At 62.3% G+C, this 20,279-nt stretch carries 14 protein-coding genes; 10 read left to right on the forward strand and 4 right to left on the reverse strand.

Annotated features, from left to right (window positions below; genetic code table 11):
- Position 1: 1 nt before the first annotated feature.
- The 4 genes from ampD to KJY40_RS05100 all read left to right on the forward strand — a co-directional run bounded on the left by ampD (position 2) and on the right by KJY40_RS05100 (position 4,125).
- Positions 2 to 562 carry a 1,6-anhydro-N-acetylmuramyl-L-alanine amidase AmpD gene (gene ampD, locus KJY40_RS05085; RefSeq protein WP_230735378.1) on the forward strand — a complete coding sequence of 187 codons (561 nt, stop codon included), beginning with the start codon at positions 2 to 4 and terminating at the stop codon, positions 560 to 562.
- Positions 559 to 1,392 carry a regulatory signaling modulator protein AmpE gene (gene ampE / locus KJY40_RS05090; RefSeq protein ID WP_230735380.1) on the forward strand — a complete coding sequence of 278 codons (834 nt, stop codon included), beginning with the start codon at positions 559 to 561 and terminating at the stop codon, positions 1,390 to 1,392. The genes ampD and ampE overlap by 4 nt, the downstream gene beginning before the upstream one ends.
- A gap of 158 nt (positions 1,393 to 1,550) precedes the next feature.
- Positions 1,551 to 3,581, forward strand: a complete 2,031-nt coding sequence (locus tag KJY40_RS05095; RefSeq protein WP_230735382.1) for a methyl-accepting chemotaxis protein — start codon at positions 1,551 to 1,553, stop codon at positions 3,579 to 3,581.
- Positions 3,582 to 3,735: 154 nt separating this feature from the next.
- Entirely contained in the window at positions 3,736 to 4,125 is a 390-nt protein-coding gene (locus KJY40_RS05100) for a hypothetical protein (RefSeq protein ID WP_230735384.1), read from the forward strand.
- On the opposite strand, the gene KJY40_RS05105 is transcribed toward KJY40_RS05100, so the two are convergent.
- Positions 4,126 to 4,902 (reverse strand): TatD family hydrolase, encoded by a 777-nt coding sequence (locus KJY40_RS05105; RefSeq protein ID WP_230735386.1) that lies wholly within the window; start codon positions 4,900 to 4,902, stop codon positions 4,126 to 4,128. It lies immediately after the preceding gene.
- A 3-nt stretch (positions 4,903 to 4,905) separates the two neighbouring features.
- Complete coding sequence (cra, locus tag KJY40_RS05110; RefSeq protein ID WP_085647662.1) at positions 4,906 to 5,901, reverse strand: catabolite repressor/activator; 996 nt, start codon at positions 5,899 to 5,901, stop codon at positions 4,906 to 4,908.
- Between the two features lie 306 nt (positions 5,902 to 6,207).
- Here cra and ptsP point away from each other — a divergent pair, with 306 nt between their 5' ends.
- The 4 genes from ptsP to KJY40_RS05130 all read left to right on the forward strand — a co-directional run bounded on the left by ptsP (position 6,208) and on the right by KJY40_RS05130 (position 13,377).
- Positions 6,208 to 9,069 (forward strand): phosphoenolpyruvate--protein phosphotransferase, encoded by a 2,862-nt coding sequence (gene ptsP / locus KJY40_RS05115; RefSeq protein ID WP_230735388.1) that lies wholly within the window; start codon positions 6,208 to 6,210, stop codon positions 9,067 to 9,069.
- Positions 9,069 to 10,010: a 1-phosphofructokinase gene (gene pfkB, locus KJY40_RS05120; RefSeq protein ID WP_230735389.1), complete on the forward strand. Its 942-nt coding sequence runs from the start codon at positions 9,069 to 9,071 to the stop codon at positions 10,008 to 10,010. The genes ptsP and pfkB overlap by 1 nt, the downstream gene beginning before the upstream one ends.
- Positions 10,011 to 10,021: 11 nt before the next feature.
- The gene (locus KJY40_RS05125; protein ID WP_230735391.1) at positions 10,022 to 11,755 is read left to right on the forward strand and encodes a PTS fructose-like transporter subunit IIB; all 1,734 of its coding nucleotides are present in this window, start codon (positions 10,022 to 10,024) and stop codon (positions 11,753 to 11,755) included.
- Positions 11,756 to 11,835: 80 nt separating this feature from the next.
- Positions 11,836 to 13,377, forward strand: coding sequence for an alkaline phosphatase D family protein (locus KJY40_RS05130; protein WP_230735393.1), 1,542 nt, complete (start codon positions 11,836 to 11,838; stop codon positions 13,375 to 13,377).
- 54 nt (positions 13,378 to 13,431) lie between these two features.
- Here the strand turns inward: KJY40_RS05130 and KJY40_RS05135 are convergent, their stop codons facing one another.
- Both KJY40_RS05135 and KJY40_RS05140 read right to left on the reverse strand, forming a co-directional pair.
- On the reverse strand, positions 13,432 to 15,960 hold the full coding sequence (locus KJY40_RS05135; protein WP_230735395.1) for a PepSY domain-containing protein: 2,529 nt from the start codon (positions 15,958 to 15,960) through the stop codon (positions 13,432 to 13,434).
- A 132-nt stretch (positions 15,961 to 16,092) separates the two neighbouring features.
- Positions 16,093 to 18,414, reverse strand: a complete 2,322-nt coding sequence (locus tag KJY40_RS05140; RefSeq protein WP_230735397.1) for a TonB-dependent receptor — start codon at positions 18,412 to 18,414, stop codon at positions 16,093 to 16,095.
- Positions 18,415 to 18,621: 207 nt separating this feature from the next.
- Between KJY40_RS05140 and KJY40_RS05145 the strand changes: the two genes are divergently transcribed.
- The gene (locus KJY40_RS05145; protein WP_230735399.1) at positions 18,622 to 19,302 is read left to right on the forward strand and encodes a Fe2+-dependent dioxygenase; all 681 of its coding nucleotides are present in this window, start codon (positions 18,622 to 18,624) and stop codon (positions 19,300 to 19,302) included.
- Positions 19,303 to 20,061 carry a tetratricopeptide repeat protein gene (locus KJY40_RS05150; protein WP_230735401.1) on the forward strand — a complete coding sequence of 253 codons (759 nt, stop codon included), beginning with the start codon at positions 19,303 to 19,305 and terminating at the stop codon, positions 20,059 to 20,061.
- The last annotated feature ends 218 nt before the right edge of the window (positions 20,062 to 20,279 follow it).

Genomic DNA, 20,279 nt, shown 5'->3' on the forward strand with positions numbered 1-20,279 from the left:
TATGCAGTTGGATCCCGCAAGCGGGTGGTGTCACGGGGTGCAGGTCTGCCCTTCGCCCAACTTCAATGAACGCCCGGCGGGCGAAGTCTCCCTGTTGGTCATCCACAACATCAGCCTGCCACCGGCGCAGTTCGCCACCGGCAAGGTGCAGGAATTTTTTCAGAATCGTCTGGATGTCACGGAACATCCCTACTTTGCCGGGATCGCCGACCTGCGCGTGTCTGCGCATTTTCTGATCGAACGTGACGGCAAGGTCACCCAGTTTGTCTCCTGTCTTGAACGGGCCTGGCATGCCGGTGTTTCGGTGTTCGAGGGACGGGAAACCTGTAACGATTTTTCCGTGGGCATCGAGCTGGAAGGCACCGATGATCTGCCGTTCACTGACGCGCAGTACCGGGCGCTGACCGCGCTGACCCGGCAGATACAGGCGGCGTTCCCGGCGATCACCGTCGAGCGGATCTGCGGGCACAGCGACATCGCCCCCGGACGCAAGACCGACCCCGGACCCGCATTCGACTGGGCACGCTACCGCGCCGCCCTGGCACAAGAGGAAGGACAATGAGTTTTCTGGTGTTACTGCTGGCGGTCTGGATCGAGAAGTTCTCGGCCCTGCGCCAACGGGTTCAACGCGATGGCGGATGGATCCGCGAACTGCACAAGCTGGAAACCGGCGGGCTGGCCAAACAGCCGTGGTTGGTGCTGACCGTCCTGGTGCTGTTGCCGGTGGCGCTGCTGGGGTTGCTGCTGGTGGTGCTGGACCCGGTGGCCTACGGTCTGCTGGCGTTGCCGGTGCATTTGCTGGTGGTGATTTACAGCCTGGGGCGCGGTGATCTGCTCGGCGAACTCGGGCCGTTTCGCGACGCCTGGCGCCGTGAGGATCTACAGGCCGCTGCCCATGTGGCCAAGCGAGATCTGAACATCTGCGCCGAAAGCGGCGAACAATTGCTGGAGCAAGTGCAACGGCATCTGTTGTGGCAGGCCTACCAGAGCTTCTTTGCGGTGATTTTCTGGTACTTCCTGCTCGGCCCGGTCGCGGCACTCAGTTATCGCTTGCTGGCGCTGGCCGAAGAACACGCCCAGAACCCGGCGGTGGCCGAACGCGCCGGGCAATTGCGTCATGCCTTCGACTGGGTGCCGGTGCGCCTGCTGGCGGCGAGCCTTGCCCTGGTCGGCAACTTCGTCGCTGTCAGCCGGGTGATGCTGCACGAGCTGTTGAACTGGAACATCAGCGCTGCGCAACTGATCGACAAGGTCGGGCTGGCTGCCGGGGAAATTCCGCCGGCCGCTGTCGGTCCCGAAGGCATCAACACCCTCGACTGTCTGTGGGAACTGCTGCTGCGGGCGGCGGTGCTGTGGTATGCCGGATTTGCCCTGTGGACGGTACTCGCGTAGGCCTTTCCCGTGACGAGGGGGGCAATCCCCCTCGTTAACCTTAAGTTACAAAACCTCCCTTCGATTTGAGCTATACAGAGATAGCGCCCGATAGTGGCTATCTGCTGTCGCCCCGCGCCTGCCAATAAAAACAAGAAAAAAACCAAGGGAGACTTCCAGTGAAGAGCTTGCTCTATCCCGCCGTCTCGCTGATGAACCGCTTGAGCTTCGGCATGAAGTTCAGCCTGATCAGCGTGCTGTTCCTGGTGCCGATGCTGGTGACCAATTTCTATCTGGTGCGCGATTCCTATCGCGAATTCCAGGGCACCCGGGTGGAGCTGCAGAGCCTCGACCTGCTGGGCAGCAGCCTGACCCTGCGCCGGGATCTGGAAACCCTCAACAATCTGGTGCAGATCAACGTCACCCTCGGTCAGTCCGGCAAGGCCGGCAATGTCGAGGCGCAAATCGCCAGCCTTGAGCAAAACGTCCTGGCGCGCCTGCAAGGGCTGACGCCCATGACCGAGGATCCTGAGCAGATCAGGTTCTTCGAGGCCAAGCGCGATGAAATGATCGCGGCGTTCAAGAACCAGCAAGCGGAAAACTCCCTGCAAAGCAAAAGTGCGTTGATCGGCAAACTGCTGGGCAACGCGCAGATTTTCAGCCAGATCGTGGCCAGTCAGGCCGGGCTGAGTCGCGACAACCAGAGCGACATACGCCAGCTCAGTGAGCTGATCACCGCGATCACGCCGGCCGTCACCCAGGCCTTGGGCGAAGGTCGGGCGATGGGCTCGTATTCATTGGGGCAGGGCTTTCTAAACAGCTCATCCAGCACCCGCTTCGACGAGTTGCTGGTGCAGATCGAAAAACTCCAGGCCGAATATGGCCTGAAATTGCAGGACGCGCTGGGCTCCAGCAAAGCCGCCCGTGATTCCCTGAGCGCACCGGCCGATGCCAGCAAGGCATCGCTGAAACAGGCCAGCACCCTGATCGAAGAACAAGTGGTGATGGCAGAAACGCTCGACGCCCCGTGGCAGGCATTTTATGACCAGGTCACCGGGCTGATGGACCAGACCTATCAGCTCAACGACGCTACCCTGAAATTCCTCGACACCCAATTGCAGCAGCGTCTGGGGCAAAACCGCACGCACATGGTGCTGCAAGCCGTGGCGTTGTCGGTGGTGTTTGTGCTGATTTTCTATCTCTATGGCGGCTTCTACGCGTCGACCCGCGCCACCCTGAAAAACCTCGGCGCCATGATGGACAAGGTGGCTGCGGGCGACATGACAGTGAATTTCCGCGCCAACAGCCGCGATGAACTCGGCGAGTTGGGCGAAGTGTTCAACGGTACGGTGAGGAAAATCCATGATCTGATCGAACGGGTCGGCCACACCGTTGGCGAGGTCGAGCGACAGGCGGGGCAGGTGGAAAACGTTTCGGCGCAAAGCAATCAGGCGGTCGCCGGGCAACGCACGCAGATCGAGCAAGTGGCCACCGCGATGAACCAGATGTCGGCGACTTCGCTGGAAGTGGCACGCAGTGCAGCGGCAGCGGTCAGCAGCGCCCACAGCGTGAACGACGAAACCATCAGTGGTCGCGGACTGGTGGAATCACAGCAGGGCAGCATCGCGGCACTGGCGAGCGAAATCGATCAGTCGGTGCTGGTGATCAACCAGCTGGCCAGCGACAGTCAGTCGATCAGCCGCGTTCTGGAAGTGATCAAGAGCATCGCCGAGCAGACCAATCTGCTGGCGCTCAACGCCGCGATCGAGGCCGCGCGGGCCGGTGAGCAGGGACGCGGTTTTGCCGTGGTCGCCGACGAAGTCCGCACGCTGGCCAAACGCACTCAGCAATCGACCGAAGAAATCGAGCAGATGATCGCCAAACTCCACGGCGGCGTCGGCGCGGCAGTAAAGGCCATGGGCGTCAGCCATCAGATGGCCAACGGCACGGTGGGGCAGTCGGAAAAGGTCCAGCAGGCGCTGGAAAACATCCTTGGCGCTGTCGGCATGATCGTCGATCAGAACCAGCAGATCGCCGCCGCCGTCGAACAACAGACCGCCGTCGCCCACGACATCGACCAGAACATCGTCGAGATCAACCGTGCCGGCGAGCGCACCGCAGAAGGTGCACATCAGACTGAAGATGCCAGTCGTGCGTTGTCGGCGCAGGTGGTGGAGTTGAAGCAGTTGATCAGCGCGTTCCGGGTTTGAATCGACCTGCCTCCTGTGAGGCAGGTTTATTCGGAATGGCTTGTAGTACTTTTTTGCTTACATCTGTAAGCAAAATCCTGTTTTCCTCCGGGGGGTGGTTTTTCGTCTTCAATGAACCAAGCTCAGTTCATTGACCACTTGGAGGAGATCGCACATGTCCGTCGCCACCCTGGGCGTCCAGGGCCGCTGCGCCCACTGCCAGACCACGCTGGTGCTCAAACCCTGGCAGCTCAACGCCATATCGATCCGCGAAGCGTTCACCTGTGCGCATTGCCAGAAAGCACTGGAGCTGCGCTGCCCGAAGCAGATCAAACGCTTCCGCTCGCTCGATTCACTCGGCCTGCTGCGCGCCAGTGCGCTGGTGACGGTGTGTACCGCGCTGCTGGTGGCGTTGGTGATGGAATGGGTGGGTCTGCTCAGCGTCACCGAGCAGTTGAACGCGTCGCTGATCGCGATTTTCGTGTACTTCGCGGTGATTCGTTATGCCCGGCAGCGCCAGCACCTGACCCTGATTCTCGACGCGGCCAAGGCCCACGCCGACTGACTACCAGCCGAACACGTCGCAGCTGTTGGCGGTACTGGCGGCGGCGAGTTGTTGCGCACTGATGTTCATCAATGTGGCCAGTGAGTCGCAGATCGCCGGCAGATGCGTCGGCGTATTGCGAATGCCGGGGAACATGGCGGGCGCCATGTCCGGTGAGTCGGTTTCCAGCACCACCGAGTCCAGCGGCAAATCGGCCAGCACCCGATGCATGCGCAACGCCTGCGGCCAGGTCGGTGCACCCCCGAGGCCGAGTTTGAAGCCGAGCTTGATGTATTCCCGCGCTTCTTCACGGCTGCCGGCGAAGGCGTGGATGATGCCGGCGCGCTTGAGCTTGAAGCGCTTGAGCGTGGCAATCACCGCCGCATGGCTGCGCCGCACGTGGATCAGCGCTGGCAACTCGAAATCCGCCGCCAATTGCAGTTGTGCCTCGAACAGCGCTTGCTGGCGTTCGCGGTCGAGTGTTTCGATGAAGTAATCCAGGCCGATTTCGCCGACCGCGCACAGTTGTCGATGACCCTTTAGCCGTGTCAGCCAATCGCCCAGAGCAAGCAGGTCTTCAGGCCGATGCTGATCGAGATAGACCGGGTGCAATCCGAACGCCGCGTACAAATCGGCGTCGCTTTGCACCAGATCCCACACCCGCTGCCAGTTCCCCTGGTAGACCCCGAGCACCACCATTCGCCGCACCCCGAGGGCGCGGCTTTCGCTCAGCAGCGCCGTGCGATCGGCGTCGAAGTCGGGGAAGTCCAGGTGGGTGTGGCTGTCGATCAGCTCCACGGCTCAGTCCCGGTGAATACGCTGCTTGAAGGTACGGGCGATGGCCTGCACGCCAGGCTGGTAATCCGATTGCTCGACTGCCGCCAGCGCCAGTTCCAGCGCCTTGTCGGCGATCAACTGATGCTGCTGGGCCATGGCGTTGACTGGCAGCGGCAGGAAGTCCAGCAACTGGGTGTCGCCAAATGTGCCGAGGCGCAGAGGGCGGGATTTGAGCGGGAAGTCATGCAGCGCGTCGAACACGCCCTGCAACAGCACGTAGGACGTGGTCACCAGCGCATCCGGCAAATGCCCGAGGCGTTGCAGGAGTTCTTCCATCAACTGCTTGCCGCACTCGCGGCTGAAGGACTCGGCGTGTTCGATCAGCACTTCACCCTTGAAGCCGGCCAGGGCTTGTTTGAACCCGGCGGCACGTTCCTGGCTGATGCTCAGTTCCGGGCGCGCGCCCAACAGCACGATCTGTTTCGGCTGCGGGTCGAGCAGGCTTTCGGTCAGGTGCAGGCTGGCTTCTCGGTCATCGCTGACCACCGAGCAGAAATGCTCGGCATCCATCACCCGGTCGATGGCAATGATCGGCAAACCCTTGGCCTGCAACTGGCGATAGCTGTCGTCACCGGCCGGCAGGCAACTGGCGACGATCAACGCATCGCAGCGCCGGGCGCGGAACAGTTGCAGCAGTTGCCGCTCGCTGTCCGGTGCATCGTCGGAGCTGGCGATCAGCAGCTGATAGCCCCGCGCACGGGCGCCTTGTTCCAGCAGTTTGGCGATCCGCGCGTAACTGGGGTTTTCCAGATCCGGCAGGATAAAACCCAGGGTCCGGGTGTGCCGACTGCGCAGCCCGGCCGCCTGTGGATTGGGGGTAAAGCCGTGCAGATCGACCACCGCCCGGACCCGCTCGACGGTGGCGGTGCTGATGCGTTGCTGTTCGGCCTTGCCGTTGATGACGTAGCTGGCGGTGGTCACGGACACTCCGGCCAACCGCGCGATATCACTGAGTTTCAACCCGGGATTTCCTTGTTTTTTCGAGCTTGCCGCGACATTTTCGCCAATCCTACCCGATTCAGGCAGGCGACCATTGTCGCAGCGCATCCGACAAGTTGGACTTCAAGGATGGGACATTATCGAGTAACGTGCCGATCAATCTAGATTAAACGTTTCAGCAGGCGTATTTTCTACGTTTTAGACGCCTTTGGCCGGTTCTGCCGTGAAACCGCCAAAACTGCCTCCTGAAAAGGATGGCCCACAGCGCCTAAGCTGCAACCATTCAAAACAATACCTGGCGTCATACGACGCCAAAAAGGAGATCGCATGCTCGAGCTCACTGTAGAGCAGATATCCATGGGCCAGTCGGCTGTGGATAAACCCGCCGCTTTGCAATTGCTGGCCAGTCATCTGGTCGCCGATGGTCTGGTCGCCGACGGATACCTCGCCGGCCTGCAGGCCCGGGAGGCTCAGGGCTCGACCTTCCTCGGCCAAGGCATTGCGATCCCCCACGGCACGCCCGAAACCCGCGATCAGGTGTTCGCTACCGGCGTGCGCCTGATGCAGTTTCCCGACGGCGTGGACTGGGGCGACGGCCAGATCGTTTATCTGGCCATCGGCATCGCCGCCAAATCCGACGAACACCTGCGCCTGCTGCAACTGCTGACCCGCGCCCTCGGCGAGACCGATCTGGGCCAGGCCCTGCGTCGCGCGAGCTCGCCCGAAGCACTGCTGAAACTGCTGCAAGGCGCGCCGCAAGAGCTGGCGCTGGATGCGCAGATGATCGGCCTCGGGGTCTCCGCCGACGATTTCGAAGAACTGGTCTGGCGTGGTGCGCGTCTGCTGCGCCAGGCCGATTGCGTGAGCAACGGTTTCGCCGGCGTGTTGCAGCAGGTCGAAGCGCTGCCGCTGGGCGATGGCCTGTGGTGGCTGCACAGCGAACAGACCGTGAAGCGTCCGGGCCTGGCGTTCGTCACGCCGGACAAACCGATGCGTTATCTCGGCCAGCCGCTCAGCGGTCTGTTTTGCCTGGCCAGCCTTGGTGAAGCGCATCAGGCGTTGCTCGAGCGTTTGTGCGCGTTGCTGATCGAAGGTCGCGGCCATGAACTGGGTCGCGCCACCAGCAGCCGCAAAGTCCTCGAAGTGCTCGGCGGCGAGTTGCCGGCCGATTGGCCGAGTGCGCGTATCGCACTGGCCAACGCCCATGGTCTGCATGCGCGGCCGGCGAAGATCCTCGCGCAACTGGCAAAGAGTTTTGACGGCGAAATCCGTATCCGCATCGTCGACGGTCAGGACAGCGCCGTATCGGTGAAGAGCCTGAGCAAACTGCTGAGCCTCGGCGCCCGTCGTGGCCAGGTGTTGGAAATCATCGCCGAGCCGAGTATCGCCGCTGACGCTCTGCCGGCGTTGCTGGCGGCCATCGAAGAAGGCCTCGGCGAGGAAGTCGAACCGTTGCCGGCCGTGAGTCAGCAGCGCGAAGTCATCGCCGACATCGCCGAAGTCCTGAGCGCCCCGGCCTCCGGCAGCCTGCTGCAAGCGATTCCCGCCGCTCCCGGTATTGCCATCGGCCCGGCGCACATTCAGGTCCAGCAAGCCATCGATTACCCGTTGCGCGGTGAGTCCGCCGCCATCGAGCGCGAGCGTCTCAAGCAAGCGCTGGCCGACGTGCGTCAGGACATTCAGGGCCTGATCGAACGCAGCAAGGCCAAGGCGATCCGCGAGATTTTCATCACCCACCAGGAAATGCTCGACGACCCGGAACTCACCGACGAAGTCGACACCCGTCTCAAGCAGGGCGAAAGCGCCGAAGCGGCCTGGATGGCCGTGATCGAGGCTGCCGCGAAACAACAGGAAGCGTTGCAGGATGCCTTGCTCGCCGAGCGCGCCGCCGACCTGCGCGACATTGGTCGCCGGGTGCTGGCGCAACTGTGTGGTGTGCAGACGCCCGCCGAGCCTGAGCAACCGTACATTCTGGTGATGGACGAGGTCGGTCCGTCCGATGTGGCGCGTCTGGATCCGGCGCGGGTCGCGGGGATTCTCACTGCCCGTGGTGGCGCCACCGCGCACAGCGCAATCGTGGCTCGTGCTCTGGGGATTCCGGCGCTGGTCGGCGCGGGAGCTGCGGTGTTGCTGCTGAAACCGGGCACGCCGTTGCTGCTCGACGGTCAGCGCGGTCGTCTGCATGTGGACGCGGATGCCGCAACCCTGCAACGCGCCAGCGAAGAACGCGACACCCGCGAACAACGCCTGAAAGCCGCCGCCGAACAACGCCATCAACCGGCGCACACCACCGACGGCCACGCCGTGGAAGTGTTCGCCAACATCGGAGAAAGCGCTGGCGTCGCCAGCGCGGTGGAGCAGGGCGCCGAAGGCATCGGTCTGTTGCGCACCGAACTGATTTTCATGGCTCACCCGCAAGCCCCGGACGAGGCGACTCAGGAAGCCGAATACCGCCGCGTCCTCGACGGTCTCGCCGGTCGGCCGCTGGTGGTGCGCACCCTCGATGTCGGCGGCGACAAACCGCTGCCGTATTGGCCGATCGCCAAGGAAGAAAACCCGTTCCTCGGTGTGCGCGGGATTCGCCTGACCTTGCAGCGTCCGCAGATCATGGAAGCGCAGTTGCGCGCCTTGCTGCGTTCGGCGGACAACCGCCCGTTGCGGATCATGTTCCCGATGGTCGGCAGCGTTGAAGAGTGGCGTCAGGCCCGCGACATGACCGAACGCCTGCGCCTGGAAATCCCGGTTACCGACCTGCAACTGGGGATCATGATCGAAGTGCCGTCCGCCGCCTTGCTGGCGCCGGTGCTGGCCAAAGAGGTGGACTTCTTCAGCGTCGGCACCAACGACCTGACCCAGTACACCCTGGCCATCGACCGTGGTCATCCGACCCTGTCCGCCCAGGCTGACGGCCTGCACCCGGCGGTGCTGCAACTGATCGACATCACCGTGCGCGCAGCCCATGCCCATGGAAAATGGGTCGGTGTGTGCGGCGAATTGGCGGCGGATCCGCTGGCGGTGCCGGTGCTGGTCGGCCTCGGTGTGGATGAACTGAGCGTCTCCGGGCGCAGCATCGCCGAGGTCAAGGCACGCATCCGCGAACTCAGCCTGACCCAGACGCAAACCCTTGCTCAACAAGCCCTGGCCGTGGGCAGCGCCAACGAAGTGCGCGCATTAGTGGAGGCCCTGTAATGGCCAAGATTCTCACCCTGACCCTCAACCCGGCGCTGGACCTCACGGTGCAGTTGCCACGCCTGGAGGCCGGTCAGGTCAACCGCAGCGACGAGATGCACACCCACGCCGCCGGCAAGGGCGTCAACGTCGCGCAAGTGCTGGCCGACCTCGGTCATCAACTGACGGTCAGCGGCTTTCTCGGCGAAGACAATCTGCAAGCGTTCGAAACCCTGTTCGCCAAGCGCGGTTTTACCGATGCGTTTATCCGGGTGCCCGGCGAGACCCGCAGCAACATCAAGGTCGCGGAACAGGACGGACGCATTACCGACATCAACGGCCCTGGGCCGGTGGTCGGCGTAGTGGCGCAACAGGCGTTGCTGGATCGACTGGTGCAAATTGCACCGGGGCATGATGCGGTGGTGGTCGCCGGCAGTCTGCCGCGCGGAGTCTCTGCACAGTGGTTGCGCGAACTGGTCGAGCGCTTGAAGGCGTTGGGCCTGAAAGTCGCTCTGGACACCAGCGGCGATGCCTTGCGCGCAGCGCTCAAGGCCGGCCCGTGGCTCATCAAACCGAATACCGAAGAGCTGGCCGATGCGCTGGGTTGTGAAGTGGTGTCCCACGCCTCTCAGGCTGAAGCGGCCAGTCGGCTGCACGCCCAGGGCATCGAGCATGTGGTGATCTCCCACGGCGCCGACGGTGTGAACTGGTTCAGCGTCGGCTCGGCGCTGCATGCGACGCCGCCGAAGGTCAGCGTCGCCAGCACGGTCGGTGCCGGCGACTCGCTGCTGGCCGGCATGCTGCACGGTCTGCTCAGCGCCGACACGCCGGAACAAACCCTGCGTACGGCCACGGCGATTGCGGCACAGGCGGTGACCCAGATCGGTTTCGGTATTCACGACGCTGCGCAACTGACGCAGCTCGAACAGGGCGTGCGCGTGCGTCCCCTGACAGAACAATAAGAGGGTTTGTCATGAAGTTAGCCATTGTCACGGCCTGCCCGAACGGCATGGTCACCAGTGTGCTGTGCGCCCGGCTGCTGGATGCCGCGGCCCAGCGTCAGGGCTGGAGCACCAGCGTCGAAGTGGTGGATGCGGCGCACCCGGAACGTGAGTTGTCGGCGGCCACTATCGAGGCCGCCGAGTGGGTGTTGCTGGTGGCCACTGGACCTGTGGACATGACCCGGTTCATCGGCAAGAAAGTCTTTCGGATCGCGCCGGCGCAAGCCCTGCAGGATGTGGAAGAAGTACTGCGGCGTGGCGCCGTCGAGGCCGAGGTTTACGTCGCTGCCGAAACACCGACCGTGGTTGCCAGCGCGCAAGCGCCGCGTCTGGTCGCGGTCACCGCCTGCCCGACCGGCGTCGCTCACACCTTCATGGCTGCCGAAGCCTTGCAGCAAGCCGCCAAGCGTCTGGGCTTTGATCTGCAAGTCGAAACCCAGGGCTCGGTCGGCGCGCGAAATCCGCTCAGCGCGGCAGCGATTGCCGAGGCTGACGTGGTGCTGCTGGCGGCTGACATCGAAGTCGCCACCGAGCGTTTCGCCGGCAAGAAAATCTACCGCTGCGGCACCGGGATCGCCTTGAAGCAGTCCGAAGCCACGTTGAAAAAAGCCCTGGCCGAAGGCAAGCAGGAAAGCGCTGCGAGCGACGGCAAGGCCCCGGCCAAGCAAGAGAAAAGCGGCGTCTACAAACACTTGCTGACCGGTGTGTCGTTCATGCTGCCGATGGTGGTGGCGGGCGGTTTGATGATCGCTTTGTCGTTCGTGTTCGGCATCACCGCGTTCAAGGAAGAGGGCACGCTGGCGGCGGCGCTGATGCAGATCGGTGGCGAGACCGCGTTCAAATTGATGGTGCCGTTGTTGGCCGGTTACATCGCCTGGTCGATTGCCGACCGTCCCGGTCTGGCGCCGGGCATGATCGGTGGTTTGCTGGCGAGCACCCTGGGCGCCGGCTTCATCGGCGGGATCGTCGCCGGGTTTATCGCAGGCTACGCGGCCAAGGCGATCAGTCGGTATGTGGCGCTGCCGCAAAGTCTGGAAGCGCTGAAGCCGATTCTGATCATCCCGTTGTTCGCCAGCCTGTTCACCGGACTGGTGATGATTTACGTGGTTGGCAAACCGGTGGCCGGGATGCTCGCGGCGCTGACGCATTTCCTCGACAGCATGGGCACCACCAACGCGATCCTGCTCGGTGTGCTGCTGGGCGGCATGATGTGCGTCGACCTCGGCGGGCCGATCAACAAGGCTGCCTATGCGTTCTCGGTGGGGCTGCTGGCCTCGCAGAGTTATGCACCGATGGCCGCGACCATGGCCGCCGGCATGGTGCCGCCGATCGGTCTGGGCATCGCCACTTTCATCGCCCGGCGCAAGTTCGCCCAGACCGAGCGCGAAGCCGGTAAAGCGGCGCTGGTGCTGGGCTTGTGCTTCATCTCCGAAGGGGCGATTCCGTTTGCCGCGAAAGACCCGTTGCGGGTGATCCCGGCAAGCATTGCCGGCGGAGCGCTGACCGGTGCGCTGTCGATGTATTTCGGCTGCAAACTGATGGCGCCCCACGGTGGCCTGTTCGTGCTGGCGATTCCGAACGCGATCAACCATGCGCTGCTGTATCTGCTGGCAATCGTCGCGGGCAGTCTGCTGACGGCGGTGGTGTATGCGCTGGTCAAGCGTCCGGAGGCCGTGGAGCTGGCAATGGAACCCGCCAAGGCCTGACACCATTCTTTGTGGGAGCGGGTTGTCATCCCCAATTCATGATCCCGTGCTTTAGTTTTCCTTTTTTCAGGGAGAACACCATGAGCGATTTCAATCCCGGTCGCCGGCGCGTGATGCAAGCCGTCGGCGCCGGACTGCTGATGCCGGGGCTCGCACCGGCCGTGATCGCCTCGGTCAAGGATCGACCGCAACTCACTGACGGCGTGCAGTCCGGCGACTTGCAGGGCGACCGGGCGATGATCTGGAGCCGTGCCGACCGCCCGGCACAGATGGTGGTGGAGTGGGACACCCGCAGCCAGTTCCGCCATCCACGCCGGGTCGTCTCGGCGCTGGCCGATGCCCGCAGCGATTTCACCGCCCGCGTCGAACTCACCGGGTTGCCCGCCGATCAGGCGATTTTCTACCGCGTGTATTTCAAGGACGCCCGCACCGGCGTCGCCAGCGAGCCGTGGCTCGGCCACTTGCGCAGTGCACCGACGGCGCGGCGCAATATCCGCTTCGTGTGGAGCGGCGACACGGTCGGCCAGGGTTTCGGCATCAACCCCGATATCGGCGGCATGCGCATCTATGAAGCCATGCGTATGCGCCTGCCGGACTTCTTTATCCACAGCGGCGACACCATCTACGCCGACGGCCCGGTGCCGGCGCAACTGACCACGGAAGGCGGCCGGATCTGGCGCAACCTCACCACCGAAGCCAAGAGCAAGGTCGCCCAGACCCTTGACGATTATCGCGGCAATTACCGCTACAACCTGATGGACGAAAACGTCCGTCGCTTCAATGCCGAAGTGCCGCAGATCTGGCAGTGGGACGACCATGAGGTGGTCAACAACTGGTCGCCGGGCAAGCAGCTCGACGAGCGTTATCAGGAAAAAAATATCCACACCCTGGTCGGTCGCGCACGTCAGGCCTGGCTCGAATATTCGCCGATGCGTTTGCAGGCCGCCGATGGCGGCGGGCGGATCTATCGCAAGCTGAGCTACGGGCCGATGCTCGATGTCTTCGTACTCGACATGCGCAGTTATCGCGGGGCCAACGACGACAATCTCGGGGCGGAAAAACCGTTCCTCGGGCGTGAGCAATTGAACTGGCTCAAGCGCGGATTGAAGGCTTCGAAAGCCCAGTGGAAAGTCATCGCTGCGGACATGCCGATCGGTCTCGGCGTGCCGGATGGCGAGGTCAGTCCCGGTGTTGCGCGCTGGGAAGCGGTGGCCAACGGCGATCCTGGCCCGGCTCAGGGGCGCGAACTGGAAGTGGCCGAATTGCTCGGGTTCCTGCGGGCACATCAGGTGCGCAATTTCGTGTTCCTGACGGCGGATGTGCATTACTGCGCGGCGCATCATTACCACCCGGATCGAGCGGCGTTCCAGGATTTCGAACCGTTCTGGGAGTTTGTCGCAGGGCCGTTGAACGCCGGCAGTTTCGGACCCAATCCGCTGGACAAGACCTTTGGCCCGCAAGTGGTGTTCGAGAAGGCGCCGGCGGTACAGAACGCCTCGCCGTTTGCCGGGTTTCAGTTCTTCGGTGAGGTGAACATTGACGGGCAGAGCGGGGAGATGAGCGTGGTGTTGCGGGATCTGGAGGGGGTTGCGGTGTTCGAGCAAAAGCTGCAGCCAGTCTGAATCCAGTGCAGAACCTGTGGGAGCAAGGTTGCTCCCACAGTTACCCAAGGTGAATCAGTAAACATCCCGGCGATAGCGACCCTGCTCGATCAGGCGTTCGACTTCGGCAGCGCCCAGCACTTCATTGAGTACCTGATCCACCCCTGACGCCATGCCTTGAAGGCTGCCGCAGATGTAGATCACTGCACCGTCCGCCAGCCATTTCTTCAACTCGCCGGCCGATTCGCGCAGGCGATCCTGCACGTAAATCTTCTCGGCCTGATCCCGTGAGAACGCCAGATCGAGGCGTTCCAGATCGCCATTGATCAACCACTCTTCCAGCTCCGCACGGCAGAGGAAATCGTGCTCGCGATTGCGCTCGCCGAACAGCAGCCAGTGACGCTGTTGATTGTCGGCGATCCGCGCCTTGAGCAAGCTGCGCAGCCCGGCGAGCCCGGTGCCGTTGCCCAGCAGGATCATCGGCACCGGAGCATTCGGCAGATGGAAACCGCTGTTGCGGCGTACCCGCAGGCTGATGCTGCCGCCGACTGGAGCATGCTCGGTGAGCCAGCCGGAACCGATGCCGAGGCTGCCGTCGGCATGCTGTTCCTGACGCACGATCAGCTCCAGCACGCCGTCGGCGGCAATCGAGGCGATCGAGTATTCGCGCATCGCCAGCGGCACCATCGCATCGACCAGCGCCTGAGCGTGCAGGCCCACCAGATGGGCGCGGTGCTCGGGTAGTTGGCGGGAGGCGAGGGCGACCTCCAGTGACTCTTCCAGGCCGTTGACCTTGACGCTGGTCTCGCCGCGGATGCCGAGACCGTCGAGGAAATGCTCGATCGCCCACGGGCAGTTGCGCGGCAGCACTTCCACCAGATCGCCGGCCAGCCAGCTACGGGAAGTCGGTGCGGTCAGACCGAGCAGGAAGACTGGAGAGCCGCTGCTGTCCGGGTTCATCAACTCGCGGCGCACCAGCGTCCAGTTCTCGTAGCTCGGCGCCTGCCAGGTGTCGACCGGTGCTTGCCCGGTGATCAGGCCGAGCTGGGTCTGCCAGTGACGCAGGGCATAAGGATCGCCGCTGTCGACTTCCACCGGGGCGAACAGGGTTTTGCCGCCGTGTTCGCCGAGCCATTGATGCAGGTGCCGGGCGAAACCGCAGAAGTGCTGATACTGACGGTCGCCGAGACCGAGTACGGCGTAGTTGAGGCTGTCGAGGGTCGAAGCGTTCTTCAGTACCTTGCGCTCGAAACCGCGAGCACTGTCCGGCGCTTCGCCGTCGCCGAAGGTGCTGACCACGAACAGCGCGTTGTTTGATTCGCGCAGATCCTGCTCGCTGACATTCGCCAGCGGCTGCACCTTCACCGGCAATCCGGCGGCCTGCAATTGACCCGCAGTCTGCCACGCCAGTTGCTCGGCAAAACCGCTCTGGCTGGCGAAACCGATCAGCCACGCCGGCGTATCGCCGGCCGGTTGGTCGAGGCCTTGGCGGGCATCCTTGATCTGCTTTTTCTTGCGTCGGCGATCCAGATAAAGCAACCAGCCGGTGATGAAGAACAGCGGCATCAAGACGGCCGCGACGGTGACGATGATCCGTCCGACCAGCCCGAAATAGCTGCCGACGTGCAGCGCGTAAATGCTGGTCAGCAATTGCGCCTTGAAGCTCTTGTCGGCGTAGCGGTCGACGCGTTTGACCACGCCGGTGGCCGGGTCGAGGGTGATCTGGTTCAGTGCGCGGTCATGGGGCGAGCTGTCGAGCAGATAGAACACGGTCGCCGGTTGACCGGCCACGGGCGGCATGCGGATGTTGTAGGAAGCGAGACCCGGGCCTGCGGAACTGTAGATGCTGACCCACATCGCGGCGTAATCGGCAATCGGCGCCGGACCCTCGGGCGCCGGGCCACGACCGCCACGCACGCGTTCGTTTTGCGGCGCGTCGGAAAGCAATCGGGTCAGGCCTTTGTTGTACCACTCGTAGGACCAGGACAGTCCGGTCAGTGCCAGCAGCAGGTAAACCAGCATGCACCAGGTGCCGAACACCGAGTGCAGATCCCAGTTGAAGCTGCGGCCCTTTTTCTTCCAGTCGAGGGTCAGCCAGACGCGCCAGCTGTTCCACTGGCGCGGCCAGCGCAGGTACAGACCGGACAGGCAGAAGAACAGCAGCATCAGGGTGCAGGCGCCGGTGATGTTGCGACCGGTATCGCCCATGGCGAGGAACCGGTGCAATTGCAGCATCAGGCCGAAGAACTCCTGGCCGGTGGCATCGCCCTTGAACTCGGCGGTGTAGGGATCGAAGTAGCGCATCTCGCCCCGGCGTTCGCCTTTGGGCGGGGTGAACCAGACTCGGCCGGCGCTGCCGCTTTCGGTCTCGACCGAGAGCATCGAGACTTTCTTGCCCGAGGCGGCTTCGATCTGCGCCACCAGATCGGCGGGCGGGAGGACGCCGGCGACCTGTTTCTCCACCTGCAACACGGAGGGGTTGAGGGCTTTGAGAATTTCGTCCTGAAACGAATAGGCAGCGCCGGTGATGCCCATCAGGGCCAGCACCAGCCCGGCAGTGATGCCAAAAAACCAGTGCAACTGGAACAGGGTTTTCTTCAACACGTTGCTTGCCTTGTCCGTTCGGAGGTTGTGTTCACGGCGTGCATTATGCCGTGGCCTATCGAGAAACGTTCTTTATTACGCACAAAAGCCCCGCTCAAATGAATGAACGGGGCTCGGTACTTCCCTCTTCGATCAGAAGTGGAAGTTGGTACTCAGCAATGCCGTACGGCCCGCCGCCTGATTGGCGAAGTGGGTCGAGAAGGCCTTGTCGTAGTAGGTCTCGTTGGTCAGGTTCTGCACGTTCAGTTGCAGGTCGACGTTCTTGCTCAGCTTGTACGCCGCCATCGCGTCGTAGCGAACGTAGGAATCGACCATGGTGGTGTTGGCCACGTTGCCGAATACGTCATCCACATAGAACGCACCGCCACCGATGGTCAGCTTCGGCGTGACCTGGTAAGTGGTCCACAGGCTGGCGCTGTTTTTCGGCGTGTTAGGCAGCTCGTTACCGTTGTTGGCCTTGTTGGCCGGCAGGTCGCCACCGTCAACCTGTTCGCTGTCCATGTAGGCGTAACCGGCGAACACTTGCCACTTGTCGGTGATCTTGCCGCTGGCGGACAGCTCGATACCTTGAACGCGGGTCTTGCCGGCGTTCTCGTACGAGGTGGTATCGACCTGGACACGCGCGTTTTCTTTCTCGGTGCGGAAGATGTCGGCGGTCAGCGACAGGCGATCATTCAGCAGATCCCACTTGGTACCGATTTCGTAGTTCTTGGTGGTTTCCGGCTCCATATCGCTCTTGAGCAGGTTGCCATTGCGATCCGGGGTGCCGCCCAGCGGGTTGCCTTCCTGACCTTCACCCAGGGTGTTGCCCGGCGGAGTGGCCGAGGTGGCGTAGGACGCATAGATGCTGCCGTTCTCCGCCGGCTTGTAGACGATGCCGAACTGGCCAGTGACGAACTCGCTGGTGTCCGAACCTTTGGAGGTGGTGGTGCCAGCGTTGGTGTACGTCTTGTAGCCGGTTTCGAAGTGGTCGTAACGCAGGCCCATGTTCACCAGCCATTGCTCGGACAGCTCCAGGGTGTCAAACGCATACAGTGCGTAGGTATCGGACTGGGTGTCGGTGCCGGCGTAGTTGCGCGAAATGGCGCCGTTCCACGGATCGTTCGGGGTCGGGTTCGACAGCGAGGTGCAGTTGTAGCCGCTCGCGGCGCCGATCAGACCCGGGTTGCAGTTGGTGGTCACGGCCGAGGTGCGCGGCGTGGTATCGGTGTTGACGTTGTACGAGGATTTGCTGCTTTCCTCACGGGTGTATTCGATACCGGTGGAGAAGCTGTTCTTGAAGCCGGCGATGTAGAAGTTGCCGAACAGATCGGTCTGATTGGTGGTGGTCTCGGTGTTGCTCACGCGAGTGTTCGCACGACGCCAGACGCTGCCGTTGTTCACGTTGCCCTTGCTGTCGTCCGGCTGGGTCAGGATGTAATCCTGCATGCTGGTGCCGTGACGCAGGGTGTTCTTGATGGTCAGCGAGTCGCTCAGGTCATGCTCGATGGCGAAGGTTGCGGTGTCGGTGCGGCCCTTGCGGAAATCGCGATCCAGACCGTAGAAGTTGCTGTGATCGCCGCCGGCGTACGGTTTGTCCGGGTTGGACTTGGTGCGCGCCGCTGAACCACCGGCCGGAATGGTGTAGGGAATGCCCGAATCCGGGGTGTCGTTGCTTTCGAGATGGTAGTAGTCGAGGTTGACGCGGGTGTCGGTGCCCAGGCCGAAGGCCAGGGACGGCGCGATGCCCCAACGGTCGTAGTCGACCTTGTCGCGACCGGCGACGTTGCTCTCGTGGCTCATCAGGTTCAGACGGCCGGCAGCGGTGTCGCTGAACTGGTAGTTGCCATCCATCGTGTAACGCTGGGTCTGGTCGGAGCCCCAGGTGAAGCCACCGTCGAACGAGTTGCCCAGGTGGGCTTTCTTGCTCACCAGGTTGATGCTGCCGCCCGCCGCGCCGCGACCACCGATGGCGGAGTTCGGGCCTTTGCTGACTTCGATGTTTTCTACGGCGAAGATCTCGCGGCTCTGGGAGCCGGTGTCGCGCACGCCGTCGAGGTAGGTGTCGCCCTGGGCGTCGAAACCACGGATGAACGGACGGTCGCCCTGCGGGTTGCCGCCTTCACCGGCACCAAAGGTAATGCCCGGTACGGTGCGCAGCGCATCCTGCATGTTCAGGGCGCCGGTGTCTTTCAGAACTTGTTGCGGGATAACGGTGACCGAGCGCGGCGTGTCGACCAGCGGCGCGGTGTACTTGGGCGAGGAGGCTTTCTCGACCTGGTAGGACGTCGAGTCCTGGGCTTCGCCGGTGATGGCGGTGGCGTCCAGGGCGATGGCATTGCCGGTGGCTTTGCTGTCGGTTTTTTCGGCGGCGAACACCATGTGGCCTGCGGAGCCGGCGGTGATTGCCACGCCGATGGCGGAAGCGAGCAGACGTGGTGAACTGACCGGTAATTGTGCGGGTTGACGTGCCATTTTTATTCCCCTCCCCAAGGATTTGAGGCGGCGGAATATAGGGTAAACAGGTATTCGTATCAATTGCGAAATATTACTATTCGCGACAAATTTACATTCTTTACAATTTAACCTTACGGTTTTTGCCAGTTCATTCGTCTAGCGGGTTTTACACAGTCAATAAGAATCAATACCATTGGCATCCTTTTGCCATCTGGTGACGTCGCCATGCTCCTGCACATTCCCGCGCTGTTCGAGAAAGACGAAGTGCAGCGCATTCGCCAGGCTCTGGAACAGGCCGACTGGGCCGATGGCAAGATCACCGCCGGCTATCAATCGGCCAAGGCCAAGCACAATCTGCAGCTTCCGGAAGGCCATCCGCTGGCCAAGGAAATCGGCGCCGCGATGCTTGAACGCCTGTGGAAAAATCCGTTGTTCATGTCGGCCGCGCTGCCGCACAAAGTGTTCCCGCCGTTACTCAACTGCTACACGGCGGGTGGCAGTTTCGATTTCCACATCGACAACTCGGTGCGCCAGCCCAAGGGCAGCATCGAACGGGTGCGAACGGATCTGTCCGCCACGCTGTTCTTCAGCGAGCCCGAGGACTACGACGGCGGCGAGCTGGAAATCCAGGACACCTTCGGCACCCAACGGGTGAAACTGCCCGCCGGCGACATGGTGCTGTACCCCGGCACCAGCCTGCACAAGGTCAACGCAGTCACTCGCGGCGCACGTTATGCCTCGTTCTTCTGGACGCAAAGTCTGGTGCGCGAAGACAGCCAGCGTGCCTTGCTGTTCGAGATGGATGGTGCGATCCAGCAACTGAGCCACGACATGCCCGATCACCCTTCGCTGATCCGCCTCACCGGCACCTATCACAACCTGCTGCGTCGCTGGGTTGAGGTGTAAGTGGCGGACTTTCGGTTACGTCGCGAAGAAGTTCTCGACGGCGAACGCCTCACGGCCATGCTCGAAGAAAGCCCGGCTCGCGCGGCCCAGGCGATTCTGATCGCAGCGGGTGAGGGCGTGCTCGAAGCGCAGGCGTTGCTTGGGCAGATTCTGCTCGATGGCCACGGGATTGCTCAGGATCAGCCACTGGCATTGCGTTGGTTTGAAATCGCTGCAGGGCAAGGTCATTTGATGGCGCGCAACATGCTCGGCCGCTGCCATGAACACGGATGGGGCTGTGTGGCCAGCGCCGAGCTCGCTGCGCGGCATTACCAGAATGCCGCCGACGCGGGGCTGGATTGGGCGATGTACAACCTGGCAAACCTGCACGCCACCGGACGTGGAATACCCGAAAACCAGGTGCAGGCCCTCGCCCTGTACCGCCGCGCTGCCGAGTCGGGACATGCCAAGTCGATGAACCTGTTGGGCCGGTATCTGGAAGAAGGACGCCACTGTCCACAAGATCTGCCAACGGCACGTGACTGGTATCGTCGAGCGGCCGAGGGCGGCGATTTTCGTGGACAGTTCAGTCACGCCGCGATGCTTGCCGACGAGGGGCGCATCGATGACGCACTCGGCTGGCTGCGCAAGGCGCTGGACGCGGGCAATGTAAATTTCCTGCGTATTGCCAGTATGTCTTTGTTGAATGCACAACATCCGCAAATTCGCGCAATGGCCGATGCGTATAAATTGCGGCTGGCAGAGTTGGTTGCTTTGTAAATATTTATTCTGCGGTTGGTTGGTTATATCAAGTTGATATGGCTGTCTTCGGATAAGTATTCGGGTGATTGGCTTATTTGTCTTGATTGCTAATATTTGAATGCTTGTTGATTGTTGTCTTGCTGTCCTAAGGTTGCTTTGCGATGTCGGCGCTCAAGTTGAAGTGAGTTAAGCGATGATGTCGTTTCTAAAATGATTTTATTAAATATCCGAAGAAG

This window comes from Pseudomonas fitomaticsae, from assembly GCF_021018765.1.
Taxonomy (GTDB): domain Bacteria; phylum Pseudomonadota; class Gammaproteobacteria; order Pseudomonadales; family Pseudomonadaceae; genus Aquipseudomonas; species Aquipseudomonas fitomaticsae.

Bases quoted from the DNA above. Each gene is read 5' to 3' on its own strand.
- KJY40_RS05130 (WP_230735393.1), top strand. From the start codon at position 11,836: ATGAGCGATTTCAATCCCGGTCGCCGGCGCGTGATGCAAGCCGTCGGC.
- ptsP (WP_230735388.1), top strand. From the start codon at position 6,208: ATGCTCGAGCTCACTGTAGAGCAGATATCCATGGGCCAGTCGGCTGTG.
- pfkB (WP_230735389.1), top strand. From the start codon at position 9,069: ATGGCCAAGATTCTCACCCTGACCCTCAACCCGGCGCTGGACCTCACG.
- ampD (WP_230735378.1), top strand. From the start codon at position 2: ATGCAGTTGGATCCCGCAAGCGGGTGGTGTCACGGGGTGCAGGTCTGC.
- KJY40_RS05125 (WP_230735391.1), top strand. From the start codon at position 10,022: ATGAAGTTAGCCATTGTCACGGCCTGCCCGAACGGCATGGTCACCAGT.
- KJY40_RS05140 (WP_230735397.1), bottom strand. From the start codon at position 18,414: ATGGCACGTCAACCCGCACAATTACCGGTCAGTTCACCACGTCTGCTC.
- ampE (WP_230735380.1), top strand. From the start codon at position 559: ATGAGTTTTCTGGTGTTACTGCTGGCGGTCTGGATCGAGAAGTTCTCG.
- KJY40_RS05145 (WP_230735399.1), top strand. From the start codon at position 18,622: ATGCTCCTGCACATTCCCGCGCTGTTCGAGAAAGACGAAGTGCAGCGC.
- KJY40_RS05100 (WP_230735384.1), top strand. From the start codon at position 3,736: ATGTCCGTCGCCACCCTGGGCGTCCAGGGCCGCTGCGCCCACTGCCAG.